Annotated in this window: 25 protein-coding genes; 18 read left to right on the forward strand and 7 right to left on the reverse strand. The window is 55.0% G+C overall.

All coding sequences use genetic code 11. The annotated features are described in order from the left end of the window. Nucleotides 1–15: 15 nt before the first annotated feature. Nucleotides 16–1,023 carry a transcriptional regulator FtrA gene (ftrA, locus tag AAHF05_RS10890; protein WP_129325010.1) on the reverse strand — a complete coding sequence of 336 codons (1,008 nt, stop codon included), beginning with the start codon at nt 1,021–1,023 and terminating at the stop codon, nt 16–18. 73 nt (nt 1,024–1,096) lie between these two features. On the opposite strand from ftrA, the gene AAHF05_RS10895 reads away from it, so the two are divergent. The 8 genes from AAHF05_RS10895 to zinT all read left to right on the forward strand — a co-directional run bounded on the left by AAHF05_RS10895 (nt 1,097) and on the right by zinT (nt 9,117). Then, nucleotides 1,097–1,510 carry a rhodanese-like domain-containing protein gene (locus AAHF05_RS10895; protein WP_108089934.1) on the forward strand — a complete coding sequence of 138 codons (414 nt, stop codon included), beginning with the start codon at nt 1,097–1,099 and terminating at the stop codon, nt 1,508–1,510. Between the two features lie 156 nt (nt 1,511–1,666). After that, on the forward strand, nt 1,667–2,770 hold the full coding sequence (locus tag AAHF05_RS10900) for a cobalamin-independent methionine synthase II family protein (RefSeq protein ID WP_129325011.1): 1,104 nt from the start codon (nt 1,667–1,669) through the stop codon (nt 2,768–2,770). Between the two features lie 204 nt (nt 2,771–2,974). Beyond that, the gene (gene urtA, locus AAHF05_RS10905) at nt 2,975–4,246 is read left to right on the forward strand and encodes an urea ABC transporter substrate-binding protein (RefSeq protein WP_028017438.1); all 1,272 of its coding nucleotides are present in this window, start codon (nt 2,975–2,977) and stop codon (nt 4,244–4,246) included. A gap of 24 nt (nt 4,247–4,270) precedes the next feature. Then, nucleotides 4,271–5,845, forward strand: a complete 1,575-nt coding sequence (gene urtB / locus AAHF05_RS10910) for an urea ABC transporter permease subunit UrtB (protein ID WP_129325012.1) — start codon at nt 4,271–4,273, stop codon at nt 5,843–5,845. Further along, nucleotides 5,845–6,918 (forward strand): urea ABC transporter permease subunit UrtC, encoded by a 1,074-nt coding sequence (gene urtC / locus AAHF05_RS10915; protein ID WP_129325013.1) that lies wholly within the window; start codon nt 5,845–5,847, stop codon nt 6,916–6,918. The genes urtB and urtC overlap by 1 nt, the downstream gene beginning before the upstream one ends. Further along, nucleotides 6,918–7,715 (forward strand): urea ABC transporter ATP-binding protein UrtD, encoded by a 798-nt coding sequence (urtD, locus tag AAHF05_RS10920; RefSeq protein WP_129325014.1) that lies wholly within the window; start codon nt 6,918–6,920, stop codon nt 7,713–7,715. Before urtC ends, urtD begins: the two co-directional genes overlap by 1 nt. Nucleotides 7,716–7,724: 9 nt before the next feature. Next, on the forward strand, nt 7,725–8,423 hold the full coding sequence (gene urtE, locus AAHF05_RS10925) for an urea ABC transporter ATP-binding subunit UrtE (RefSeq protein ID WP_049007235.1): 699 nt from the start codon (nt 7,725–7,727) through the stop codon (nt 8,421–8,423). A gap of 52 nt (nt 8,424–8,475) precedes the next feature. Beyond that, nucleotides 8,476–9,117, forward strand: coding sequence for a metal-binding protein ZinT (zinT, locus tag AAHF05_RS10930; protein WP_128347738.1), 642 nt, complete (start codon nt 8,476–8,478; stop codon nt 9,115–9,117). 46 nt (nt 9,118–9,163) lie between these two features. On the opposite strand, the gene ydeE is transcribed toward zinT, so the two are convergent. Next, on the reverse strand, nt 9,164–10,357 hold the full coding sequence (gene ydeE / locus AAHF05_RS10935; protein ID WP_108089930.1) for an efflux MFS transporter YdeE: 1,194 nt from the start codon (nt 10,355–10,357) through the stop codon (nt 9,164–9,166). A gap of 193 nt (nt 10,358–10,550) precedes the next feature. Here ydeE and eamA point away from each other — a divergent pair, with 193 nt between their 5' ends. Then, nucleotides 10,551–11,456: an O-acetylserine/cysteine exporter gene (eamA, locus tag AAHF05_RS10940; RefSeq protein WP_028017431.1), complete on the forward strand. Its 906-nt coding sequence runs from the start codon at nt 10,551–10,553 to the stop codon at nt 11,454–11,456. A gap of 42 nt (nt 11,457–11,498) precedes the next feature. On the opposite strand, the gene marB is transcribed toward eamA, so the two are convergent. Genes marB through marR form a run of 3 tightly spaced genes read right to left on the reverse strand, consistent with a single transcriptional unit; the run spans nt 11,499 to nt 12,573 of the window. Continuing rightward, on the reverse strand, nt 11,499–11,705 hold the full coding sequence (gene marB / locus AAHF05_RS10945) for a multiple antibiotic resistance protein MarB (protein ID WP_028017430.1): 207 nt from the start codon (nt 11,703–11,705) through the stop codon (nt 11,499–11,501). A gap of 32 nt (nt 11,706–11,737) precedes the next feature. After that, complete coding sequence (gene marA / locus AAHF05_RS10950) at nt 11,738–12,118, reverse strand: MDR efflux pump AcrAB transcriptional activator MarA (RefSeq protein ID WP_008502237.1); 381 nt, start codon at nt 12,116–12,118, stop codon at nt 11,738–11,740. Nucleotides 12,119–12,138: 20 nt separating this feature from the next. Beyond that, nucleotides 12,139–12,573 (reverse strand): multiple antibiotic resistance transcriptional regulator MarR, encoded by a 435-nt coding sequence (marR, locus tag AAHF05_RS10955; RefSeq protein WP_129325016.1) that lies wholly within the window; start codon nt 12,571–12,573, stop codon nt 12,139–12,141. A 255-nt stretch (nt 12,574–12,828) separates the two neighbouring features. Here marR and AAHF05_RS10960 point away from each other — a divergent pair, with 255 nt between their 5' ends. After that, nucleotides 12,829–13,494, forward strand: a complete 666-nt coding sequence (locus AAHF05_RS10960) for a MarC family NAAT transporter (RefSeq protein ID WP_129325017.1) — start codon at nt 12,829–12,831, stop codon at nt 13,492–13,494. Between the two features lie 84 nt (nt 13,495–13,578). On the opposite strand, the gene AAHF05_RS10965 is transcribed toward AAHF05_RS10960, so the two are convergent. Next, on the reverse strand, nt 13,579–14,775 hold the full coding sequence (locus tag AAHF05_RS10965) for a sugar transporter (RefSeq protein ID WP_129325018.1): 1,197 nt from the start codon (nt 14,773–14,775) through the stop codon (nt 13,579–13,581). A gap of 177 nt (nt 14,776–14,952) precedes the next feature. On the opposite strand from AAHF05_RS10965, the gene AAHF05_RS10970 reads away from it, so the two are divergent. From AAHF05_RS10970 to AAHF05_RS10980, 3 genes are all read left to right on the forward strand, one after another. Continuing rightward, a complete protein-coding gene (locus AAHF05_RS10970; protein WP_129325019.1) occupies nt 14,953–15,741 on the forward strand; it encodes a PhzF family phenazine biosynthesis protein in 789 nt (262 codons plus the stop codon). Between the two features lie 27 nt (nt 15,742–15,768). Continuing rightward, complete coding sequence (locus tag AAHF05_RS10975; RefSeq protein ID WP_129325020.1) at nt 15,769–16,560, forward strand: PhzF family phenazine biosynthesis protein; 792 nt, start codon at nt 15,769–15,771, stop codon at nt 16,558–16,560. 92 nt (nt 16,561–16,652) lie between these two features. Then, a complete protein-coding gene (locus AAHF05_RS10980; RefSeq protein WP_128347732.1) occupies nt 16,653–17,135 on the forward strand; it encodes a GNAT family N-acetyltransferase in 483 nt (160 codons plus the stop codon). Here the strand turns inward: AAHF05_RS10980 and AAHF05_RS10985 are convergent. After that, a complete protein-coding gene (locus AAHF05_RS10985; RefSeq protein WP_129325021.1) occupies nt 17,089–17,967 on the reverse strand; it encodes a LysR family transcriptional regulator in 879 nt (292 codons plus the stop codon). The genes AAHF05_RS10980 and AAHF05_RS10985 overlap by 47 nt on opposite strands. A gap of 99 nt (nt 17,968–18,066) precedes the next feature. On the opposite strand from AAHF05_RS10985, the gene sad reads away from it, so the two are divergent. The 5 genes from sad to AAHF05_RS11010 all read left to right on the forward strand — a co-directional run bounded on the left by sad (nt 18,067) and on the right by AAHF05_RS11010 (nt 24,049). Then, nucleotides 18,067–19,455: a succinate-semialdehyde dehydrogenase gene (gene sad, locus AAHF05_RS10990; RefSeq protein WP_129325022.1), complete on the forward strand. Its 1,389-nt coding sequence runs from the start codon at nt 18,067–18,069 to the stop codon at nt 19,453–19,455. A gap of 107 nt (nt 19,456–19,562) precedes the next feature. Continuing rightward, on the forward strand, nt 19,563–21,152 hold the full coding sequence (locus tag AAHF05_RS10995; RefSeq protein ID WP_129325023.1) for a methyl-accepting chemotaxis protein: 1,590 nt from the start codon (nt 19,563–19,565) through the stop codon (nt 21,150–21,152). Between the two features lie 86 nt (nt 21,153–21,238). Then, the gene (gene glsB, locus AAHF05_RS11000; protein ID WP_244250096.1) at nt 21,239–22,141 is read left to right on the forward strand and encodes a glutaminase B; all 903 of its coding nucleotides are present in this window, start codon (nt 21,239–21,241) and stop codon (nt 22,139–22,141) included. After that, a complete protein-coding gene (locus tag AAHF05_RS11005) occupies nt 22,141–22,497 on the forward strand; it encodes a DUF4186 domain-containing protein (RefSeq protein ID WP_129325024.1) in 357 nt (118 codons plus the stop codon). The genes glsB and AAHF05_RS11005 overlap by 1 nt, the downstream gene beginning before the upstream one ends. A 112-nt stretch (nt 22,498–22,609) precedes the next feature. Then, on the forward strand, nt 22,610–24,049 hold the full coding sequence (locus tag AAHF05_RS11010) for a GGDEF domain-containing protein (RefSeq protein WP_108089920.1): 1,440 nt from the start codon (nt 22,610–22,612) through the stop codon (nt 24,047–24,049). Nucleotides 24,050–24,102 lie beyond the last annotated feature (53 nt).

The following is a 24,102-nucleotide window of genomic DNA, read 5'->3' on the forward strand; positions in this document are numbered from 1 at the left end:
CAAAAGAGTGATGCCTCAGCGGGCATTACCTGGACCTGAAAATTGCTTGCGATACTGTGCCGGGGAAAGTGCAAACTGCTGGCGAAAATGATGGCGCAACGTCGATGCCTGACCAAATCCAGTTTGTTCTGCAATACTGTCGATACTTAAACGGCTGCTTTCAAGATAATCTTTTGCCCGCATCAGGCGTTCATTGATCAACCAACGCGCTGGGGTCATTCCTGTCGCTGCCTCGAAGCGACGAAGGAAAGTACGCTGGCTCATGCCCACCCGACGCGCCAGCGAATCGACGCTATGAGGCTCGACAAGATGATTGTGCAGGAAATCAAAAAGCTGGCCCAGGCGCTGGCTTTCCCGCAACTGCGCGACCGGGCGACTGAGCTGTTGCGGTTGTGAGCCATCCCTGTGAGGGGGAATGACCAGCCGACGCGCAACGCTATTGGCCGTTCCCATTCCATAATCCCGCCGTACAACGTGCAGGCAAAGATCAATTCCTGCCGCACTGCCTGCGGAGGTAAGAATATCTCCCTCATCCTGATAGAGCACATCCTCGACCACCTGGATGTCAGGGTAACGGGCTTTAAGCGCGTCAAGATAGCGCCAGTGCGTCGTGGCTTTACGTCCGTTCAGCAACCCCGACGCCGCCAGCACAAAGACCCCCGAACAGATGGACAGCAACTGGCAGCCTCGCGCGCTGGCCTGGCGTAATGCCTCACAAAGTGTGTCCGGGACTGGTGAATCCAGGCCTCTCCAGCCAGGAATCACGATCAGATCGGCAGATTCAAGCAGGCTTAAATCGCCGTCGGTTATTATACGGATCCCACCGGTTGCCCGTAGTTCACCGCTATCAATACCCGCCACCGCAAAACGATACCATTCGTCCCCCAGTTCAGGACGCGGTAGACCAAAGATCTCCACCGCCACGCCAAACTCAAAGGTACACAGACCGTCATACGCCAGCACAGCCACCAGCGGCCGCGTTATCTGTCTTAAGTTTGTCATCTTTTTGCTGTTTTCTGGCATACGCGCGGGCATTCACGGGCTGAATTTGTGGATAGAGTAGTGTTAACACAAACGCCAAAGATGAGGAAGTATCATGAGTTATGTTACTGAATTTCCGGCTGCGGAACCGCAGGAAGCTGTCACCCATTTTCTGCGCCGCCTGAGCGTCGAAACCGACTGTGCTGATGTGCATCATGCCATCGTCAACCAGGAGCAAGATTTTGTGCTGCTGCACGTAGTGGGGAGTCCGGAGCAGTTTGCACGCCGTCATGTGCCTGGTGCTTTGCACCTGCCGCGTAGCCAGATTACTCCTGAGCGCATGGCGCAATGGCCTGAAGGCACGCTTTTCGTTGTCTACTGCGCAGGGCCGCACTGTAACGGCGCGGACAGAGCGGCGCTCAAGCTGGCACGTCTAGGGCTGCCGGTCAAAATCATGCTCGGGGGGATCACCGGCTGGGAAGATGAAAAGTTCGCCTTTGCCAGCAGCGAAACCGCTACCGCGCTGTGAAGATGAATTTTATTCAACACCCGTGAAATTTTCTCGTTTGCCGGGATATGACAGATATGACATCTTTTTTGGACATTTAGACATCCAGAAGTCTAAATATTCAAATAATGAATTATCACTTCTGGCAATTATCGCCGGCAGACTGAGGAGAATTCCATGCAACGACAACACGCCCCGTATCGCGCCGATGTAGTAGGCAGTTTTTTACGTCCGGACACCATCAAACAGGCCCGCCTGAAATTTGCCAGCGGCGAAATTGATGCCGGAGAACTTCGCGCGATGGAGGATGAGGCGATCCGCCATGTTGTCGAGCAGCAGTGCGCATGTGGGCTCCATGTGGTCACCGACGGAGAGTTTCGCCGCGCCTGGTGGCATTTCGATTTCTTCGACGGTCTGCAGGGCGTTGAGCGTTACGATTCACAGCAGGGTATTCAATTTAACGGGGTACAAACCAAAGCCCATGGCGTGCGCGTCATCGGCAAGCTGGGCTTTGGCGAGCATCCGATGCTGGAAGATTTTCGTTATCTGAAAAGCATCAGCGGCAACGCTCAGCCGAAGATGACCATTCCCAGCCCGAGCGTGCTCCATTTCCGCGGAGGCCGTAAAGACATTGATGCGACGGTTTACCCGGATCTGAATGACTATTTTGACGACCTGGCGACCACCTGGCGTGATGCCATCCGCGCATTCTACGACGCAGGCTGCCGTTATCTGCAGCTGGATGACACCGTCTGGGCGTATCTCTGTTCTGACGAACAGCGCCGTCAGATCCGCGAACGCGGCGATGATGCCGATGAGCTGGCGCGTATCTATGCCCGCGTGCTAAACAAGGCGCTGGAAGGGAAACCGGACGATCTGACCATCGGGCTGCACGTCTGTCGCGGGAATTTCCGTTCAACCTGGATTTCCGAAGGCGGCTACGAGCCGGTGGCGGAAGTGCTGTTTGGCACGGTCAACGTTGATGCCTTCTTCCTTGAGTATGACAACGACCGCAGCGGTGATTTTGCACCCCTGCGCTTTGTTCGCCCGGGCAAGCAGCAGGTGGTGCTGGGCCTTATCACCACTAAAAACGGCGAACTTGAAAACCCGGAAGGGGTAAAGGCTCGTCTGGAGGAGGCGGCAAAATACGTGGCGAAAGCGCAAATTTGCCTCAGCCCACAGTGTGGTTTTGCCTCCACGGAAGAGGGCAACACGCTAAGTGAAAACCAGCAGTGGGATAAAGTGCGTCTGGTGACGCAGATCGCCAGCGAAGTCTGGTAAACCCTTCGTTCCCGGCGCTGCATTATAAAAGTGCAGCGCTGTGCCATTCTGAGTCGTTCTCTTTACATCCTGCTTTCACTTTCCCTGCAATCGCGCTTTTTCCATTCTGGCATCCTTTTTGCTCCTGCTTAGCTGGCACATTTTTTTCCGCGTCCACGCCGTAACGGACGTCTTCGCACAGCGTTCTTTTTCAGGAGTGAAAATATGCACCGTCGTACCTTATTGAAAGCCTTCGCGTTGTCAGCTTCTGTTGTTGCTATGGGAATGAGTTTTGGCGTGCAAGCGGCCGATACCATCAAAGTGGGCATCATGCATTCTTTGTCCGGTACGATGGCTATCTCCGAGACCCCGCTGAAAGATGTTGCGCTGATGACGATCGATGAGATCAACGCCAAAGGGGGCGTACTGGGTAAAAAGCTGGAACCGGTAGTGGTTGACCCGGCGTCGAACTGGCCGCTGTTTGCTGAGAAAGCTCGTCAGCTGTTAAGCCAGGATAAAGTTGCGGTCGTGTTCGGTTGCTGGACATCGGTGTCGCGTAAATCGGTTCTGCCGGTGTTTGAAGAACTGAACGGCCTGCTGTTCTACCCGGTGCAATATGAAGGCGAGGAGATGTCACCGAACGTCTTCTATACCGGCGCGGCACCGAACCAGCAGGCGATCCCGGCGGTGGAATACCTGATGAGTGAAGACGGCGGTGGGGCAAAACGCTTCTTCCTGTTAGGTACCGATTACGTTTACCCCCGTACGACCAACAAGATCCTGCGTGCCTTCCTGCATTCGAAAGGTGTCGAGGATAAGGATATCGAAGAGGTTTACACCCCGTTTGGTCACAGCGACTACCAGACTATTGTTGCCAACATTAAGAAATTCTCCGCAGGCGGTAAAACCGCCGTGGTATCGACCATCAACGGAGACTCCAACGTACCGTTCTACAAAGAGCTGGCCAACCAGGGTCTGAAAGCGACCGACGTGCCGGTAGTGGCATTCTCCGTGGGTGAAGAAGAGCTGCGCGGGATCGACACCAAACCGCTGGTCGGCAACCTGGCGGCGTGGAACTACTTTGAGTCCGTTGATAACCCGACCAACCAGGCGTTCGTGGCGGATTACAAAGCGTATGCGAAAGCACACAAACTGCCGAATGCCGACACCGTGGTCACGAATGACCCGATGGAAGCCACCTACGTGGGCATCCATATGTGGGCACAGGCGGTGGAAAAAGCCGGTTCTACCGATGTAGATAAAGTGCGCGCGGCGATGGCAGGCCAGTCATTCAAAGCCCCTTCAGGTTTTACGCTCACCATGGATGCCACCAACCATCACCTGCATAAGCCGGTCATGATCGGTGAAATTGAAGGGAACGGTCAGTTTAACGTGGTGTGGCAGACTGAACAGCCGGTACGTGCCCAGCCGTGGAGCCCGTTCATTGCCGGGAATGACAAAAAGCCCGATCAGCCGATGAAAACCGCCAGCAACTGAGCCATTACAGCAGGGAGATAATCCATGAACGTCATGCGCACGATCGTCGCTATTGTGTGGCTTGCCGGTCTGCTGCCAGGGATGGCGCAGGCATCGGATGCCGATCGTTTTGTTGCCGCCAGTCGCAGCCAGCAGGCTGACCTGTTGACGCAGTGGGCCGCAGCGCCGGATGCCGCAAGGTTGCCGCTGCTTCAGGCACTGCAAGATGAAAACCTCTACACCGACAGCCAAAAGCACGCGTTTGTGCAACGTAATGGCGACATCAAGCCGCTGGGGGAAACCAAAACTGCAGAGGGGCCAACCAAAGCCGTGCGTCTGACCAACCGGCTGCGGGTGCTTGCCGCAACAGCCATTGCTACACATCAGCTTGTGAGTGACAGTGTCACTGAAAGACGTGCTGCGGCTCGCCAGCTTCAGCGTGACGCTCAGCCAGGCATGCTCGGTTTCCTGCAAACGCGGGTTGTGAGTGAAACCGATGATGTGGCGCGCCAGGCGCTGCTGCTGGCGGTGGCGAATCTTCAGCTGGCAAGTCCGCAGGCAGAGGTGCGCCGCAAGGCAGTCGAGCTGTTAGGTCAGTCCGACGATCCGGATGTGCAGTCAAAGCTAACACCGTTTGCGCAGGTACAGACAGAGCCTGATGCTGGCGTTCGCGCTGCCGCAGAAGAGAGCCTTAGCCAGATTAAGCATCGCCTGATGTGGGGCGATCTGCTGGGACAGGCGTTTATGGGACTCTCTCTGGGATCGGTGCTGCTGCTGGCCGCGCTGGGTCTTGCTATCACCTACGGTTTGCTGGGGGTAATCAATATGGCCCACGGTGAGATGCTAATGCTCGGGGCGTACGCTACATGGATGGTGCAGCAGGTGATGGCCGGGCTTGCTCCCCAGTGGCTGGCGCTCTATCCGATTATCGCGTTGCCGGTGGCGTTCTGCCTGACGGCGGGCATCGGGATGGTGCTGGAGCGTACCGTGATCCGTCACCTGTACGGTCGTCCGCTGGAAACGCTGCTGGCAACCTGGGGCATCAGCCTGATGCTCATCCAACTGGTGCGCATGACCTTTGGCGCACAGAATCTGGAGGTGGCAAACCCGGCATGGTTGTCTGGCGGCGTGCAGGTCTTTGCTAACCTGACGTTGCCGTGGAACCGCATAGTGGTGCTGGGATTCGTGCTGCTGGTGCTGTTCTTCACCTGGCTGATTCTGAATAAAACCCGTCTGGGGCTTAACGTGCGTGCGGTGACACAAAACCGCAGCATGGCTGCCTGTTGTGGGGTGCCGACGGGGCGTGTCGATATGCTGGCTTTCGGGCTTGGCTCAGGCATTGCCGGGTTAGGCGGCGTGGCGCTATCTCAGCTTGGGAACGTCGGGCCAGAGCTGGGTCAGGGCTATATCATCGACTCTTTCCTCGTGGTCGTTCTCGGTGGCGTAGGCCAGCTGGCAGGCAGCGTGGCCGCAGCCTTTGGTCTTGGGATCTTTAATAAAATCCTTGAGCCGCAGATGGGGGCGGTACTGGGCAAGATTCTGATTCTGGTGGCGATCATTCTGTTTATTCAGAAACGACCGCAGGGGTTGTTTGCACTGAAAGGGAGGGTTATTGACTGATGAGCCAGCCACTCACCTTAACGCTGGCGCGTAAAGCGCCACGAACCATTCAGATTGTCGGCAGCCTGCTGGTGGCGTGTCTGCTAATATTACCGTTTTTTGCCTTGCTGCCTGCGACGCATCCGCTGGCGCTTTCGACCTGGATGCTGACGCTTATCGGTAAGATCCTCTGCTACGCCATTGTTGCGGTGGCGCTGGATCTGGTGTGGGGCTATGCCGGAATGTTGTCCCTTGGGCACGGCATTTTCTTCGCGCTGGGTGGCTATGCGATGGGCATGTACCTGATGCGCCAGGCCGCAGGTGACGGTTTGCCCGCGTTTATGTCGTTTCTCTCCTGGACCGAAATGCCGTGGTTCTGGTGGGGAACCCAGTACTTTGCATGGACGCTGGTGCTGATTGTCATGGTGCCTGGCCTGCTGGCGCTGGTGTTTGGCTGGTTTGCCTTCCGCTCGAAGATCAAAGGGGTCTACTTCTCAATTATGACCCAGGCGCTGACCTATGCGGGGATGTTGCTGTTCTTTCGCAACGAAACCGGTTTTGGCGGTAATAACGGCTTTACCGGTTTCACCACGTTGCTGGGGTTTTCGGTGACGGAAACGACCACGCGCATTGCGCTGTTTCTGGCGACCGTATTGTTGCTGCTCCTGGCGTTAGGCACCGGATTTGCGCTGGCGAAGAGCAAGTTTGGCCGTATTTTGACCGCCGTACGGGATGCCGAAAACCGCCTGACGTTTTGCGGGTACGATCCTCGCGGGTTCAAGCTGCTGGTGTGGACACTTTCTGCAGTGCTGTGTGGCCTGGCAGGGGCACTCTACGTTCCGCAGGTGGGCATTATCAACCCAGGAGAGATGTCGCCGACAAACTCGATAGAAGCGGCAATCTGGGTAGCGCTGGGCGGACGTGGCACGTTGGTGGGGCCGGTGATAGGCGCTGCGCTGGTGAATGGTGCAAAGAGTGTTTTCACGTTCGCGATGCCGGAATACTGGCAACTGTTTCTCGGGATGATTTTTATCGCCGTGACCCTGTTTTTACCACGCGGCGTTTACGGTCTGTTTCGTAAGGGAGAGAAGTAATGCAGCCAGCTGAAGGATTATTCACCCGCCAGTTACCTGGCGATCGCTACCGTGAGCAGACTGACCCTGTGCTGCAACTGGATAAGATCAACGTTAACTTTGATGGGTTTCAGGCCCTGACGGATCTGACGCTGAATATCGGTGTGGGCGAGTTGCGCTGCGTGATTGGTCCCAATGGTGCAGGGAAAACCACGCTGATGGATGTCATCACTGGCAAAACACGGCCGAAAAGCGGCAAAGCGATTTATGACCAGTCTATTGACCTGACGCTGCTTGAGCCCGCCGCCATTGCCCGTCAGGGGATTGGCCGAAAATTCCAGAAACCGACGGTATTTGAAGCGCTAACGGTGTGGGAAAACCTTGAGATTGCCATGAAAACCGATAAATCCGTCTGGGCGAGCCTGCGGGCAAAACTCAACGGGGAACAACGTGACCGGATTGATGAAATGCTGGTTTTGCTGCGGCTGAGTAGTGAACGTGACCGCCTGGCCGGGCTACTTTCGCACGGGCAAAAACAGTTCCTCGAGATCGGCATGCTGTTGGTCCAGGATCCGCATCTGTTGTTGCTGGATGAGCCGGCGGCCGGGATGACCGATGCGGAAACCGAATATACCGCTGAGTTGTTCAAAACGCTGGCGGGCAAGCATTCTCTGATGGTGGTGGAGCACGATATGGGCTTTGTAGAAACCATTGCCGATCACGTGACGGTACTGCACCAGGGGCGCGTGCTGGCGGAGGGATCGCTTCGCGAGGTGCAGGCCAATGAGCATGTGATTGAAGTCTATCTGGGACGCTAAGGAGCGGTGATGTTACAGGTTAACGAACTGAATCAATATTATGGCGGCAGCCATATTCTGCGCGGCGTGAGCTTTGAAGCCATCACTGGCGAAGTCACCTGCCTGCTGGGGCGTAACGGCGTCGGGAAAACTACGCTGCTGAAGTGCCTTATGGGTCTGATCCCGGCGAAAACCGGGGAGGTGATTTGGCAGGGCAAAAAAATCACCTATAGCAAGCCGCACCAGCGGGTGCAGTCTGGCGTGGCGTATGTCCCGCAGGGGCGTGAAATTTTCCCTCGCTTAACCGTTGAAGAAAATTTGCTGCTTGGCCTGTCGCGGTTTTCTGCCCGCGATGCAAAGCATGTTCCGGAAGAGATCTGGCAGTTGTTCCCGGTGCTTAAAGAGATGAAACAGCGTCGCGGGGGCGATCTCTCCGGAGGACAACAGCAACAGCTGGCGATTGGTCGAGCGCTGGCAAGCCGCCCGCAATTGTTGATCCTCGATGAACCCACCGAAGGTATACAGCCGTCTGTCATAAAAGAGATAGGTCAGGTGATCCGCACCCTGGCGGATCGGGGCGATATGGCGATCCTGCTGGTCGAGCAGTTTTATGATTTTGCCGCCGGGCTGGCTGACAGCTATCTGCTGATGTCGCGCGGCACTATCATTCAGCGCGGACGAGGTGAAAACATGGAGCAGGAGGGCGTTCGCGGCCTGGTTGCGATTTGAAATGTTATAATATAACATTCGCATTCTTATCAAACGGAATGAGGATGTTATGTTGGCTGCACATATTGGAAAATTTGCCATGACTCTGGGGGCGCTGCTGGTCAGCGGCCAGCTGTTTGCTCACTCGCACGGGCATCAGATGACCGAAGCGGAACAGAAGGCGGCGAACGGCGTGTTTGAGGATAAAGACGTGAAGGACAGAGCGCTGTCTGACTGGGACGGTACCTGGCAGTCGGTCTATCCGTTCCTGCTCGATGGTTCGCTGGATCCGGTCTTTAGGCAGAAAGCGCAGAAGGATAAAAGCAAATCCTTTGATGAGGTGAAAGCCTACTACCGCACGGGATATGCGACGGACGTGGATGCCATCGGCATTGAAAATAACGTTATGGAATTTCACAAAGGTAAAGAGGTTAGCCGCTGTCATTATGATTACAGCGGCTACAAAATCCTGACCTACGCGTCAGGTAAGAAAGGCGTTCGCTATCTGTTTGAGTGCAAGGACACCAGCAGCAAGGCGCCGAAATTCGTGCAGTTCAGCGACCATACCATCGGACCGAAGGCCTCTTCGCACTTCCATATCTTCATGGGCAACACCTCCCACGAGGCGCTGCTGAAAGAGATGGATAATTGGCCGACCTACTACCCGAACGAGATGTACAAAGAGCAGGTGGTGGAGGAGATGTTACACCATTGATGCTTTACGGCCGGGTAGCGGCAATGCCTTACCCGGCCTACACGTGCTACGCTACATTGGGTGACTCGCACCATGCCTTCACGCTCATCCCGCGCAAGATCATCAGCCAGGCAATCACAATGGCGACCATCATAATCACAAATAACGACCAGTGCGGCAGGTTGGTCAGGATAATACCGGTGATCATTGGGTTTGCCGCTGCGCCGAGCCAGCCCAGCGCCTGCGCGGAGAAGTAGCTCGCTTTCATTCCCGGTGGAGCGATATTGTCGATCAACATGTATTCACCCGGTGCATAGATGATTTCGCCGAGCGTAAAGATGGCGGCAGCAATACCCCAGTAAATCAGGTTTTCTCCGGAGAGCATGAAGCCGCCCAGTCCCATAATAAAAAACAGGGTCGCGAGGGTCATCAGCGGGCGAATATTGCTGGCAGAGATCTTGCGACCCAGCGCATATTGCAGCGTCACCACCACGGCGGCGTTGACGGGCAGCACCACGGCGACCACTTTTTCAGCGAAATCACTGTCTGCATGCGCGGCCAGAACGTATTGCGAAATACAGCTCGCGAACGATCCGCCCACGTAGGACGCCAGCAGGCCAGAGAGCGTGTACCAGAACAGCGCGCGGTCTTTCAACAACACTGAAGGCTGCCAGGGCATTTTCTCCTCGGTGGTATCCAGTGCGACGCTTTTTTGCACGAAGAAATGGATAAATCCGAGCGGCAGTGCGGCACAGAAGGCGGCCAGCCAGAACGGCAGCTGCAGGCTGTACATCACCAGCAGGGTGCCAATGGGCGGCCCGATCGTCCAGCCAATATTCAGGAAGCTGTAGTTCAGCGAGAAGACACGCGCTTTCTGACTTGCGGTGAGCACGTCGGAGAACCAGGCCTTCAGCACCGTTGAAAAGACGGAATAGGCGCAGTTGATCAGCGCAAAGAACAGCACCACCAGCGTGACGTTATCGACCAACGGGATCGCGACAAATCCGGCAATAAAAGCCACGATCGCGATCAGCATGTAGCGTTTTTTATCAAACTTATCGGCAAGAATGCCAAACCCCAGGCTGAACACCACGCCGATAGTCAGCGCAATCGTCAGGGCATAACCAATATTCTCGACGCTCATGCTATAGACGCGCGTGAGATAAATGGTCATAAACGGCAGCGTTGCCCCCCGACCGATTGTTAACAACAATGACGATGCCAGCAGCGCTGCGGTTGAGCGCCTGAGAGATGGTTTCATATTCCTGCCCGACAATTGCTTATGCTTTTTTTGTGGTGTTCTAAAAGGAGTATCACGACATAAGGGGCTTGTATAGCACCCAATTTATCCGTAAGTGCTTCGCCTGACTGCCAGAATTAATGATCTTCTCGCAGCGTGCTTTTTTCTGTTACCTTGAAGTGTTAACAAATAATTAATAATTCAGGGGCAGGGTATGACGCGTAAAGACGGGCTGCTGGCGTTGCTGGTGGTCGTAGTATGGGGGCTCAATTTTGTGGTCATCAAGCTGGGGTTGCATAACATGCCGCCGCTGATGCTGGCCGGTTTACGCTTCATGCTGGTGGCGTTCCCGGCGCTTTTTTTCGTCGCCCGTCCTAAAATCCCGTTGAAACTGCTGCTGGGCTATGGCCTGACCATCAGCTTTGGCCAGTTCGCTTTTCTCTTCTGTGCCATCAAGTTCGGAATGCCGGCCGGTCTTGCCTCTCTGGTGTTACAGGCGCAGGCGTTCTTTACCATTATTCTCGGCGCGTTTGTGTTTGGTGAGCGTCTGCAGGGCAAACAGCTGGCGGGGATCACGCTCGCGGTGTTTGGCGTGCTGGTACTGATTGAGGCCAGTCTGAATGGTCAGGATGTGGCGCTGCTCGGCTTTATGCTGACGCTGGCGGCGGGGCTGAGCTGGGCCTGCGGGAATATCTTCAACAAATTGATCATGCAGCATGAGGCGCGTCCGGCGGTTATGTCGTTGGTGGTCTGGAGTGCGCTGATCCCGATAATCCCGTTTCTGGCGGCGTCGTTTATTCTGGATGGTCCGGATGTGATGCTGAACAGCCTAGTTGAAATAGATCTCACCACGATTTTGTCGCTACTCTACCTGGCGTTTGTCGCCACCATTATCGGCTATGGGATCTGGGGGTCACTGCTTGGCAAGTATGAAACCTGGCGCGTCGCACCGCTGTCGCTGCTGGTTCCGGTGGTGGGGCTTGCCAGTGCGGCACTCTTACTGAATGAAACGCTGAGCGCGCTGCAGCTGCTTGGCGCTGTGCTGATCATGGCCGGGTTGTATATTAATGTCTTTGGTTTGCGCGTGCGTCGGGCGACGCGGGTCAGTGGAAAGGCATAAAAAAGCCCCGCATCTGCGGGGCAAAACGAATCAGAGGCCGTGCTAATTGTAATAAGGCACGCCTAATTCGTCGGACTTGTCGCTACCTGCACCCATGTGGTTGAAATCGTAGGGTGACCGGTCATGTGCTGACGGCAAAATCATCGTATCAGGATTATTTTGCTGCGTTGCACGAGGGGTTTGCTCCGCGAAGGTCTGGCTGGAGAATAGCACCAGCAAGGCGAGGGCGGCGGAGGCGATAGCTTTCATGATTTCCTCGGTTACGTCTTTAAAGGCGATGATTAACTACAATGTTTTAACGGATACAGGTATCGGGATTCGCCCGGCACGCTGGTAATTCGGTACTTATGAGGTGGCACGTCAAAGTAGTTCTTGAACGTACGCGTCAGGGTTTGTTGCGATTCAAATCCGTAACGCTCCGCCAGATAAAGGATCGGCTCATTGCTTTCTTTCAGTTTCTGGGCAATTTCTGTCAGCTTGCGGCTGCGAATATATTGACCTAATGAATGGCCAGTCTCTTTTTTGAACATCCGTTGCAGGTGCCATTTGGAGTAACCTGAACGCTCGGACACTTTTTCAAGGGAGAGCGGCGATTCCAGGTTATCTTCGATCCAGTCCAAAATGCTATGAATGGTAATAGCGTCAGTATTGCGTCTGGACATCGTCATACCTCTTATTCTGATTACGGCAGTATTCTCTTAAGCAAAAGCTCAAGGGTTGCCACTTCATCTGCCGTTAGGTTTTTTGTGAGTTCCTGATGTAATTTTTGTCCTACTAATTGATGACATTGTTCGCACATCGCTGCGCCATCCTCGGTGAGTTTCACCAGCACGCCGCGTTTGTCATTCGGATTAGGGCTTCGTTCTATCCATCCTTTGCAGACGAGACGATCCAGCATGCGGGTTAGCGCACCCAGATCGACAGAGAGCACCTTTTTCAGCTCAACCGGCGTGATACACATTTCGCAGCGAATGGAACACAGCACTTTGAACTGTGTTGCGGTGATATCCAGCGGTGACAGGTAGTCATTGAGCAGGCGCTCTTTTTTCTGATTGACCATATGAATAAGACGACCCAGTGGAATAATGTCGTTAAAGAGATCACTGGTGCTTTTCACAATGGTTGCCCTGGCAAGTAGTTTAGTCACGGCAGATATTATTGCTCAGGCAAGTATAAGTCAACTGAATGAATTAACCGATGCCACGAATTGCTAAAACGTTTCATGTACGTTTTTGAGGTCTTTCAAATCAAATAGATAACTGGGAGTAATTGTTCACGGAGGAAAATAATCGTTACGTTGTGCACATGGCTGAACGTCACACTTTCCCCCTATAATTGCTGTGTTAAATATGAATAAGGATAACAACGCACTATGTTGGATTTGATTAAAGCAATTGGTCTTGGGCTGGTGGTATTGCTGCCGTTGGCCAACCCGTTAACGACGGTTGCGCTCTTCCTCGGGCTCGCGGGGAACATGAACAGCGCCGAGCGTAATCATCAGTCGATGATGGCCTCTGTGTATGTATTCGCCATCATGATGGTGGCTTACTACGCCGGACAACTGGTGATGAACACCTTCGGGATTTCTATCCCTGGCCTGCGTATCGCCGGGGGGCTGATTGTGGCCTTTATCGGTTTCCGTATGCTGTTCCCGGCACAAAAAGCGCATGAGTCACCGGAAGCGACCAGTAAATCGGAAGAGCTGGAAACCGAACCGAGTGCGAATATCGCCTTTGTACCAATTGCCATGCCGAGCACGGCGGGGCCGGGTACCATCGCGATGATCATCAGTTCCGCATCCACGGTGCGCGACAGCGCAACCTTCCCGGACTGGGTGCTGACGATTGCGCCACCGCTGATTTTTGCGATTATTGGGGTTATCGTGTGGGTCTCACTGCGCAGTTCTGGCGCGATTATGCGCTGGGTAGGCAAGGGCGGTATCGAGGCGATTTCCCGTCTGATGGGCTTCTTACTGGTCTGTATGGGCGTGCAGTTTATTATTAACGGCGTGCTGGAAATTATTAAGACCTATCATTGATGTCTTGCCAGGCGGCGCTTCGCTTGCACGGGCCTACGGGTTTTGTAGGTCGGGTAAGGCGAAGCCGCCACCCGGCAAGAAGGCTCACCCGTGCTGACCCTGTTCCTCCAGCGCCACCGGCCATTTACGGAAAATGAGCACCGACCAGACAAGCGCCACCAGTGCCGGAATAGCGCCCAGATAGCCAATCGCCGACATCGACACATGCAGGCTAATTTGATTTCCCACCAGCGCGCCCGCGCCAATGCCCAGATTAAAAATCCCCGAGAAGAGTGACATGGCGACGTCCGTCGCATCGGGTGCCAGGGCCAGGACTTTCACCTGCATGCCCAGACCAATAATCATGATCGCCACCCCCCAGAACAGGCTGAGGATCGCCAGATGGTTTTCACTTCCCGCCGCGGGCATCAGTAACAGCAGGCAGGCCAGCAGCAGGCCAATGGCACTACTCACCAGAGTGGAGGCATGCTGGTTACCCAGCTTACCAAACAGAATGCTGCCAATAATGCCCGCTCCACCGAGGATTAACAGTAATACCGTGGCAAAGTTGGCGCTAAAGCCCGCCACAACCTGTACAAACGGCTCAATGTAGCTATACGCCGTGTAATGCGCCGTCACCACAATGACGGTAAGCAGGTAGATACTCAGTAACGCCGGGCGACGCATCAGCAGCGGCAGGCTTTTCAGCGAGCCAGAATGTTCGCTTGGCAGCGTCGGCAGCAGTTTGATCAGGCAAACCAGCGTGATCAGTGCCCCCATGCCGATGGCGAAGAAGGTGGTACGCCAGCCGAAATATTGCCCTACGATGCGGCCAATAGGCAGACCCAATACCATCGCCAGCGCCGTACCGGTGGCAATCAGGCTCAGCGCCTGGGCACGCTTGCCGGCCGGTGCCAGCCGTATAGCCAGAGACGCGGTTATTGACCAGAACACCGCGTGGGCAAAGGCAATACCGACGCGGCTAATGACCAGCACGGTAAAGCTCCACGCCATAAACGACAAAACGTGACTGGCAATAAACAACGCAAACAGACCGATTAACAGCTTACGCCGCTCCATCTGGCTGGTCATGAGCATAAACGGCAGGGACATCAGCGCCACCACCCAGGCGTAGATGGTCAACATAATGCCCACCTGCGCCGTTTCCATCTGGAAACTTTCCGCGATATCAGACAACAGCCCAACCGGAACAAATTCTGTGGTGTTAAAAATAAATGCGGCAATAGCCAGCGTGACCACCCGTAGCCACGCAACTCTGCGGGAAACTGTGTTCGTTGTCATAGGGATGTCGGAGATTCGTTGCTGAAAAGAAGAGATGTCGATCTTAAAACGTTAAATGGTGAAAACTCAATCATTATGTGATGCAGATCTCAATATTTACCTTATGAAAGCGGTAGCCGGGAACGTCGTTTTCATTGAATATAAAAGAACAACATAATAAAAACAGGCGGTAAGACAATGCAGGAGATTGATTTTTATCTGGTTGATGCCTTCAGGGACAAAACCTTTGGCGGCAATCCGGCAGCGGTTTGCCCGTTGAAGACATGGTTACCCGATGAGACCTTGCTGAGAATGGCGCAAGAGCATAATCAGTCGGAGACGGCTTTTTTCGTCTGCAGTAAAGGGGGGATTGAGCTACGCTGGTTTACCACCCTTACGGAAGTGAATCTCTGCGGTCACGCCACGCTGGCGGCGGCGTATGTCCTGTTTACCGAACTGGATTATCCCGACTCGCGGATCCACTTTGATACCGCATCTGGCCGCCTGACGGTAAGCCGTGAAGGTGACTGGATGACACTGGATTTCCCGGCATGCCCAACTCATGAAGAGACGCCCCCGCCGGAGATGCTCTCGGCCCTGGGGATCAGCCACTACGCTGAAGCCCGTAAAGGCCGGGCCTGGCTCATCGTGCTGGACGATCGCCAGCAGGTCGAAGCGCTCGCGCCAGACATCTCCGCGATGACGCCAGGCGAACATAAAGTGACGGTAACGGCACGGGGAGACGGTGAATATGATTTTGTCAGCCGCTTCTTCTCGCCGGGGGTGTCCGTCCCGGAAGATCCGGTTACCGGCTCTGCACATACGATGCTCATTCCTTACTGGAGTGAAAAACTGCGTAAAACGACGATGCTTGCTCGTCAGGTTTCCGCACGCGGCGGGGATGTCCGCTGCGAGTTGAAAGACTCACGCGTGCTGATGAGCGGCCAGGCCGCACTTTATTTAAAAGGCACAGTTTTTCTGCGCTGAATACCCATAACAAGAGAGGAAGAGACAATGCAGGAAATTGAATTTTATCTGGTGGATGCCTTTAGTGACAAAACGTTTGGCGGCAATGCGGCAGCAGTGTGTCCTCTGGAAGAGTGGTTGCCGGACGAGACGCTGCTCAAAATGGCGCAGCAGCATAACCAGTCTGAGACAGCTTTTTTTGTACGAACCGACGACGGGTTTGAGCTGCGCTGGTTTACCACGCTGGATGAAATTAACCTGTGCGGCCATGCCACGCTGGCGGCATCACACGTTATTTTCGAATACCTTGATTACCCTCATACCGAAATCACCTTCACCACGCGCTTTGTCGGTGAACTGACGGTAAAACGCAGCGGCGACTGGCTGACCCTGAATTTCCCTGCGTGGTCAACGGAGGGGGTCGATAACCCACCTGCGGTACTGTTTAGCGCGCTGGGCATCACAGAGGCGAAAGAGGTGCGCGTTGGTCGAGATTACATGGTGGTGCTGGAGAGCCAGGAGGCGGTGGAAGCACTAACGCCGGACATCGCGGCGATGCTCCCGCTGGATAAAATGGTTTGCGTGACGGCGCCGGGTGATGAGTACGATTTCGTCAGTCGCTTCTTCTGCCCGGGTGAAGGGGTGCCGGAAGATCCGGTCACAGGATCCGCCCACAGCATGCTGATCCCATACTGGAGCGAGAGGTTGGGTAAAACCTCACTGAATGCCCGCCAGGTGTCGTATCGCGGCGGGGATCTGCGCTGCGAACTGAAGGGCGACCGGGTGTTAATTGGCGGCCAGGCGACCTTGTATCTGAAAGGGCGTATCTATTTACGCTAAGAGTGGATCGCTATAAGTTAATACTATGAAGCACCATGGCAGGGCTGCGCTATGTTGAAGTTTAGTCTCACAAAAAAAGCAAGGAGCCTGCCATGTATTCCATTACCTCTGAGTCTGCCCGTCACCCGGATATCCTCAAACTGATTGCGGCGCTTGACCGCTATCAGAGCGAACTCTATCCCGCCGAAAGTAACCATCTGCTTGATCTGACTGCGCTACCAGAGTCATCGTTAATTTTGATGATCATTCGCGACCAGCAGCTTCAGGCTGTCGGGTGTGGAGCGGTCGTTCTCAACGGTGACGGAACGGGGGAGATGAAGCGGGTCTATATCGACCCGGCCCATCGGGGCCAACATCTTGGAGAGACGCTGCTGGCCGCACTGGAGGACGAAGCCCTCAGCCGACATTGCCACACGGTACGGCTGGAGACGGGCATCAAACAGCGCGCTGCGGTTCGGCTTTACGAACAGTGCGGGTACGAAATGCGCCCGGCGTTTGCCCCGTACGTTGACGATCCCCTCAGCCTGTTTATGGAGAAGGCACTGGTTGTGGACGTTCGTTTAGCTGCGCTATAAAGGCCTCCAGCTGGCGAGTCATTGCCCCGCGGCGCCACACCAGCCAGGTGGTCAGCCAGCGCCAGTTTTCCGCCAGCGGCCACGCCTCAACCTGATGATGCCCCGGCATGCTTTCCAGCATTGAACGGGGCATCAGCGCAATACCCGCACCCGCGATAACACAGGCGAGCATACCGTGATAGGACTCCATCTCGTGAATGCGCCCGGGCGTGGCTCTGTCCGCATGAAACCAGCTTTCCAGGTGTCGACGGTACGAGCAGTTCGCGCGAAAAGCGTAGACGTCGCTACCGCTCACCTGCGTGGCACGTTTGACCTCCGCATGTCCGGCGGGGGTGACCAGTATCATTTCTTCGCGGTAGACGGGCATTCCCTCCAGTTCCGGGTGCGAAAGTGGCCCGTCGACAAAGGCGGCGCTTAAGGTTCCCTCCAGTACGCCATCAATCATCGTCCCGGATGGCCCGGTAGAAAGGGCAAACTGGATACGCGGGTAGCGCTGGTTAAACTGCGCCAGCGTCTCAGGAATGCGTACCGCAGCGGTACTTTCCAGCGCCCCGAGGGCAAATAACCCCTGGGGTTCATCTCCCGCTACGACCATGCGCGCTTCATCCACCAGCGCCAGGATCTGCTTGCTGTAGCGCAGGAAGTTATGCCCGGCGGGGGATAAACGCAAACGCTGGTTCTCACGAATAAACAACTCAACGCCAAGGTCAGCTTCCAGCTGGCGGATGCGGGTCGTCAGGTTAGACGGCACGCGATGCACCTTCTGAGCCGCCTGGGTGATACTGCCCGTCTGTGCGACGGCGTTAAACATTTCAAGCTGGGTTAAATCCATGGCATTCTCGATTCGTGAATAAGGTGGTTAGTATTATTCATTTTTAAGAAATAGCAGAGTGGGCCACAATTAATCAACCGTTTTAACGTGGAGAACATCATGACTTATTCACCTGCAACACATGCCCTCTCTGTGAACCCGACAACGGGGGAAACGCTCGCAGCCTGGCCGTGGGCAACCCAGGAGGAGGTTGAGCACGCGATTTCACTGTCTGACGCGGGTTTTCGTCAGTGGCGACGCGAAAGCGTTTCACACCGTGCGCAGAAACTACGCGCTCTCGGCGCAGCGCTGCGCAACCGTGCGGAAGAGATGGCGCAGACGATCTCCCGGGAAATGGGAAAACCCATTCTGCAGGCGCGGGCGGAAGTGGCAAAATCCGCCGGTCTGTGCGACTGGTATGCTGAGCATGGCCCGGCGATGCTGCGCGCGGAGCCCACGCTGGTGGAAAACCAGCAGGCGGTGATTGAGTACCGACCAATGGGACCGGTTCTCGCGGTGATGCCGTGGAACTTCCCGCTCTGGCAGGTGCTGCGCGGTGCGGTACCGATCCTGCTTGCCGGGAACAGCTATCTGCTTAAGCATGCGCCAAACGTCCTCAGTTCAGCCGATCTTATTGCGCAGATTTTTGCAGACGCAGGGTTTCCTGAAGGCGTTTTTGGTTGGGTGAATGCCACTAATGATGGCGTGAGCCAGGTGATTAACGATCGTCGTATTGCGGCAATTACCGTAACCGGCAGCGTGCGCGCCGGTGCGGCAATTGGCGCCCAGGCCGGGGCGGCGCTGAAAAAATGCGTGCTTGAGCTGGGTGGTTCCGATCCGTTTATTGTTCTCAACGATGCCGACCTCGATCTTGCCGTGAAGGCGGCGGTAGCGGGTCGCTACCAGAACACTGGACAGGTGTGTGCGGCAGCAAAACGCTTCATTGTGGAAGAGGGTATTGCGGATACCTTTACCCAACGTTTTGTCGATGCGGTTTCTGCGCTGAAGATGGGTGCTCCGGATCGGGAAGAGAACTATATTGGCCCGATGGCGCGTTTTGACCTGCGCGATGAACTGCATCAGCAGGTGCAGGCCACGCTGGCTGAAGGGGCAACGTTGCTGCTGGGCGGGGAGAAAATCAGCGGTGAGGGTAACTATTACGCACCAACCGTGTTGTCGAAGGTTACCCCATCGATGACGGCGTTCCGCCAGGAGCTGTTTGGTCCGGTCGCGGCCATCACAGTAGCGAAAGACGCGGAACATGCTCTGCAACTGGCAAATGACAGTGACTTTGGACTCTCCGCCACCGTATTTACCGCCGATGAAGCGCTTGCGGATACATTCTCTCGCGAGCTGGAATGCGGCGGGGTGTTTATCAATGGCTATAGCGCCAGCGACGCGCGCGTGGCCTTTGGTGGCGTGAAGAAGAGTGGATTTGGCCGCGAACTTTCCCACTTTGGGCTGCACGAGTTCTGCAACGTGCAGACGGTGTGGAAGGATCGCGTGTAATTTATTCGGCCCTCATCACGAGGGCCGTTGTCATTTCTTTGCAATGGTTCTGTCATTTTCATTTCGTAGACTCGCACGCGTCTAACGCATTGTTAATGAAGAAAATCATGAACCTAACGCAAATTTTCCGCCGTATTGCGCAGCGTGTTATCCCTCGTCACTTTGGCCTGCTGACGGGTATTTTTTGTATTATTGGCCTTTTCTCCGCGCTGCAGCTCTCCTCTTCATTTTTGCTTAACGCCTCACTGAACGAAGCCCAACGCAACGAGCAGCAAAATCTGCTGGCGTATCAGCAACAGAGTAAGCTGGATCTGGCCCGCGTTTCCCTGCTGGCAGCAAGCGATCTGCTTAACCGGTCCGGCGTCTGGTTTATGCAGGATAAAGAGACCGGCTCCGACGGAAGCTGGCATAGCCTGATGGATGACGCGCAAAAGGCGCTGACGGTTTCTCAGCAGGCATGGAAGGCCTGGCTGGCGCTCAATCCGCCGAAAGATGAAGCCCTGACGAATAGCTATCAGCTGTTCTACGGCGCGATCAAAGAGCAGGCGGAAGGTCTGGTCAAAACCAACACTATCGACGCGTTTTTTGCCGTACCGGCTCAGGCTTTTCAGACAGACTTTAACGACAATTACGCGCGCTACCAGCAAGCCAGCGAGCAGCAGGCTGTGCAGGGCCGCCAGACGTTGATGGCGCAGCTTTCCGGTCTGCAAACGTTGTTCCTGTTTGCTCCGGTTCTGTTACTCGCCATCGCTATTGCCGTCTGGTTCGGCATGTCCCGATGGGTGATTACGCCGTTGCGTCGGTTGATTGCGCATATCAACCGACTGGCTGCCGGAGATCTCTCCGGCATCCCGCCGGGTGTCATACGTTTCAACCGGGAAATAGGGCAGCTCAGCGACAGTATTGCCACTATGCAACAGGGTTTGCAGCAGCTGGTGTCTGAGGTCAGCAATGCGACCACCGCTATGGTTGAGAACATTGGTGCCCTGGCGCAGGGCAACCAGAAGCTGTATCAGCAGTCGGCACGTCAGGCGAAAGAGCTTGAGGACGTGACGGCGCATATTGCGGCACTGGAAACGCATGTAGAAGGGAACACCGGTTATGCCAGACTCGCCAGCTCGCGGGCTGATGAAGCGCGCCAGGCGGTAGTTGGCGGAGATCGGATGATGTCTGCCGTTAATGCCTCTATGCAGGCGATCGTCGACCGATCCTCAGAGATGCGCGGGATCGTGGCAATGATCGACAGCGTGGCGTTTCAGACCAATATCCTGGCGCTGAATGCCGCCATCGAGGCTGCCCATGCCGGGAACCAGGGGCGGGGGTTCGCCGTTGTCGCCAGGGAAGTCGGACTGCTGGCCAGAAAGAGCAGTCATTCGACCCAGACTATCCAGGAGCTAATCAATCGCTCTTTGCAGGGCATTGAAGACGGTTCCCGCGCCGTCAACCTGATGGAAGAGAATTTGCAGCAGGTCACCGGTCTGGTGGGGAATTTAAGTAGTTTGCTGAATGAGATCTCAGCCGCCACGCTCAGTCAGGGAGAGAGTATTCATCGGATGACGAGCCAACTTCAGGCGCTTAATCAGGTCTCCCGTCAGACGGATTTACTGGTCTCTGACGCCTCGGATTCCTCAGTGCGGCTGCAAAAGCAATCCGATCTTTTATTGCAGGCGGTTTCGCGTTTTCGTCTTAGCGCCTGACGCAATACATTAGCCTCTGTTATACTCGCTGCCCGTTTTAGCCTGAGGGCAAGGAGCAAAGTGTGGCTGCGGTCATCCATAATGAGATGTTGGACGAGATTCTGGCGCAGGTTCGTCCGTTAATTGGAAAGGGGAAGGTTGCCGACTACATTCCGGCCCTTGCCTCGGTCAGCGGGAATAAACTTGGCATCGCTATCTGCACCCTGGACGGACAGCGATACCAGGCAGGCGATGCAACTGAACGTTTTTCCATTCAGTCCATTTCCAAAGTGCTGAGTCTGGTTGCAGCTATGCGCCAGTATGAAGGTGACGAGATCTGGCAGCGCGTGGGTAAAGATCCTTCCGGCCAGCCTTTTAACTCACTGCTGCAGCTTGAAATCGAACAGGGTAAACCGCGAAATCCCTTTATCAATGCCGGGGCTCTGGTGGTCTGCGACATGTTGCAAAGCCGCCTCAGCGCGCCGCGTCAGCGAATGCTTGAGATTGTTCGCCAGCTTTCAGGCGTAGACGATATCGCCTACGATCCGGTGGTGGCGCGCTCGGAATTTGAACACTCCGCCCGCAATGCCGCCATCGCCTGGCTGATGAAATCCTTCGGCAATTTCCATAATGACGTGGCGACTGTACTGCAAAATTATTTCCATTACTGCGCCCTGAAAATGAGCTGCGTTGAGCTGGCTCAGACATTCCTGTTCCTGGCGCACCAGGGGCACGCTCCGCATCTTAACCAGCCGGTGGTTTCACCTCTGCAGGCGCGTCAGATTAATGCGCTGATGGCAACCAGCGGGATGTATCAAAACGCTGGTGAGTTTGCCTGGCGCGTCGGCCTCCCGGCAAAATCGGGCGTTGGCGGCGGTGTGGTGGCAATTGTGCCTCATGAAATGGCGATTGCCGTCTGGAGCCCGGAGCTGGATGAAACGGGGAATTCGCTTGCCGGTGTGGCGGTTCTGGAAAAACTGACCCAGCGTCTTGGGCGTTCCGTGTACTGATGCCTGACCTTGACCCTCTCTTTTCCCGCCTGGCGCGATCGACTTTTCGTTCGCGCTTTCGCTTAGGCGATAAGGAAAGACAGTACTGCTGGGACAAAGGTGCCGAAACCATCGATCGACATGCCGCTGACTTTGTAGAAAAGCGCCTTGCTCCGGCCTTGCCGGTAAATGATGGCAAACAGACACCGATGCGTGGTCACCCGGTGTTTATTGCCCAACATGCTACGGCCACCTGTTGTCGGGGTTGTCTGGCAAAATGGCATAACATTCCGCAGGGTGTTCAGCTTACGGTGCAGCAACAGCATTATATCGTCAGCGTGATCCACCACTGGCTGGTGCTCCAGATGAACACCTAAATTTGACGAGTTATGCTCCCGTTGTAATTGTGTTATAGATGCATCCTAAGTTAGTCCCGACCATGCTGACGACCGCAGTAATTGCCATAAGCAACATATGGAATGATATTTAATGCGTTCTGCTCTTACCGCTTTCAGGCTGTTCCAACCCGATACGCCGCTGCGAAATGCGTTGGCGATTTTTATTCTCACCACCTTATTCTATTTTGTGGGGGCGGAATTACGGCTGGTTGAGGCCTTGTCGCTGTTCTGGCCGCTGAATGGCGTCATGGCGGGGATCTTTGCCCGTTATGTCTATCTGAATCGCCTGCATTATTACGCGGTGTCGTATGTTGCTATGCTGACGTACGACGCAGTGACGACCAACTGGGGAATGGCCTCAGTGGTGATTAATCTGTCTAATATGATCTTTATCGTTGTTGTCGCCGTGCTGGTTCAGCGCGACAGACGGTTAATGAAGAAAACCCCCGACCCGCTCAACGCGTTACGTCTGTTTAACTACTGCCTGATTGCCGCGCTGCTTTGTGCGTTGCTCGGTGCGGTGGGGTCAGTGGGGATTGATAGTCACACCTTCTGGCCGCTGTTTGCCGACTGGTTTAGCGAACAATTCTCAACCGGCGTGCTTGTTGTGCCTTGTATGCTCACGTTACGTATGCCCCAGCGTGAATTCAGGTTACGTCTTGAACAGCTCTTGCCGGTGATTGCCTTGATCGTCTCGGTGGTTGCATCGGTGGTGATTGGCGGGGCGGGGAGTCTCTCATTTCCTCTTCCTGCGCTTATCTGGTGTGCGGTTCGCTACTCATTGCCTGCGACCTGTCTGCTGACGTTTATCACGGGCGCGACTGAAATCATTCTGGTCGCCAACTCGATTATTAATATTGCCGTGGCGACACCGTTTACGACGCCGATGATGTTTTCAGCCCGTCTGGGGATCGCCACAATGGCGATCTGCCCGGTGATGGTATCCGTCAGCATGGCAGCGATTAATTCCCTGATTCGCCAGGTTTCTCTCAGGGCGGATTACGACTTTTTAACGCAGGTTTACTCGCGTTCCGGGCTTTATGAGGCGTTAAAGCGTGAAGAAACGCACCGCCATTCACGTTTTCTGACCGTCATGCTGCTGGATATTGATTACTTCAAAAGCATTAATGATAACTACGGCCATGAGTGCGGTGATCGTGTGCTCGCGTCGTTCGCCCAGCAGGTTCAGGAGGTCGTTGGTGAAGATGGGATGGTGGCGCGAATGGGCGGAGAAGAGTTCGCGGTGGTGGTAAACTCTGGCGACGCGCAGAATGGTTTTGAACTGGCTGAGCGTATCCGGTCCACTGTTTCCAGTCACCCTTTTACATGGCGTCAGCAAGCGCTCCATCTGACGGTCAGTATTGGCCTGGGGAGTGGCAAGGCTGAGTCATGGCAGTTGACGGAGGTCTTCAACAAACTGATGGCCGAAGCGGACGATCATCTCTATCGTTCCAAAAAAGCGGGTCGAAATCGTACCAGCGCCCGGGTGTCGGATGAGCAAATTGCCGCGACCTCCGGGAGTGAAACATAGCTGCGTTAATCGTCATAAGGCATTGACGTGAATAGTAAGCGACTTAGCAGGAT

This window comes from Enterobacter adelaidei, from assembly GCF_041937165.1.
GTDB classification, from domain to species: Bacteria; Pseudomonadota; Gammaproteobacteria; order Enterobacterales; family Enterobacteriaceae; genus Enterobacter; species Enterobacter adelaidei.

Excerpts from the sequence above, each read along its gene's own strand:
- ftrA (WP_129325010.1), bottom strand. The coding sequence starts at position 1,023 with ATGCCAGAAAACAGCAAAAAGATGACAAACTTAAGACAGATAACGCGG.
- AAHF05_RS10895 (WP_108089934.1), top strand. The coding sequence starts at position 1,097 with ATGAGTTATGTTACTGAATTTCCGGCTGCGGAACCGCAGGAAGCTGTC.
- AAHF05_RS10900 (WP_129325011.1), top strand. The coding sequence starts at position 1,667 with ATGCAACGACAACACGCCCCGTATCGCGCCGATGTAGTAGGCAGTTTT.
- urtA (WP_028017438.1), top strand. The coding sequence starts at position 2,975 with ATGCACCGTCGTACCTTATTGAAAGCCTTCGCGTTGTCAGCTTCTGTT.
- urtB (WP_129325012.1), top strand. The coding sequence starts at position 4,271 with ATGAACGTCATGCGCACGATCGTCGCTATTGTGTGGCTTGCCGGTCTG.
- urtC (WP_129325013.1), top strand. The coding sequence starts at position 5,845 with ATGAGCCAGCCACTCACCTTAACGCTGGCGCGTAAAGCGCCACGAACC.
- urtD (WP_129325014.1), top strand. The coding sequence starts at position 6,918 with ATGCAGCCAGCTGAAGGATTATTCACCCGCCAGTTACCTGGCGATCGC.
- urtE (WP_049007235.1), top strand. The coding sequence starts at position 7,725 with ATGTTACAGGTTAACGAACTGAATCAATATTATGGCGGCAGCCATATT.
- ydeE (WP_108089930.1), bottom strand. The coding sequence starts at position 10,357 with ATGAAACCATCTCTCAGGCGCTCAACCGCAGCGCTGCTGGCATCGTCA.
- eamA (WP_028017431.1), top strand. The coding sequence starts at position 10,551 with ATGACGCGTAAAGACGGGCTGCTGGCGTTGCTGGTGGTCGTAGTATGG.
- marB (WP_028017430.1), bottom strand. The coding sequence starts at position 11,705 with ATGAAAGCTATCGCCTCCGCCGCCCTCGCCTTGCTGGTGCTATTCTCC.
- marA (WP_008502237.1), bottom strand. The coding sequence starts at position 12,118 with ATGTCCAGACGCAATACTGACGCTATTACCATTCATAGCATTTTGGAC.
- AAHF05_RS10960 (WP_129325017.1), top strand. The coding sequence starts at position 12,829 with ATGTTGGATTTGATTAAAGCAATTGGTCTTGGGCTGGTGGTATTGCTG.
- AAHF05_RS10965 (WP_129325018.1), bottom strand. The coding sequence starts at position 14,775 with ATGACAACGAACACAGTTTCCCGCAGAGTTGCGTGGCTACGGGTGGTC.
- AAHF05_RS10970 (WP_129325019.1), top strand. The coding sequence starts at position 14,953 with ATGCAGGAGATTGATTTTTATCTGGTTGATGCCTTCAGGGACAAAACC.
- AAHF05_RS10975 (WP_129325020.1), top strand. The coding sequence starts at position 15,769 with ATGCAGGAAATTGAATTTTATCTGGTGGATGCCTTTAGTGACAAAACG.
- AAHF05_RS10980 (WP_128347732.1), top strand. The coding sequence starts at position 16,653 with ATGTATTCCATTACCTCTGAGTCTGCCCGTCACCCGGATATCCTCAAA.
- AAHF05_RS10985 (WP_129325021.1), bottom strand. The coding sequence starts at position 17,967 with ATGGATTTAACCCAGCTTGAAATGTTTAACGCCGTCGCACAGACGGGC.
- sad (WP_129325022.1), top strand. The coding sequence starts at position 18,067 with ATGACTTATTCACCTGCAACACATGCCCTCTCTGTGAACCCGACAACG.
- AAHF05_RS10995 (WP_129325023.1), top strand. The coding sequence starts at position 19,563 with ATGAACCTAACGCAAATTTTCCGCCGTATTGCGCAGCGTGTTATCCCT.
- glsB (WP_244250096.1), top strand. The coding sequence starts at position 21,239 with ATGTTGGACGAGATTCTGGCGCAGGTTCGTCCGTTAATTGGAAAGGGG.
- AAHF05_RS11005 (WP_129325024.1), top strand. The coding sequence starts at position 22,141 with ATGCCTGACCTTGACCCTCTCTTTTCCCGCCTGGCGCGATCGACTTTT.
- AAHF05_RS11010 (WP_108089920.1), top strand. The coding sequence starts at position 22,610 with ATGCGTTCTGCTCTTACCGCTTTCAGGCTGTTCCAACCCGATACGCCG.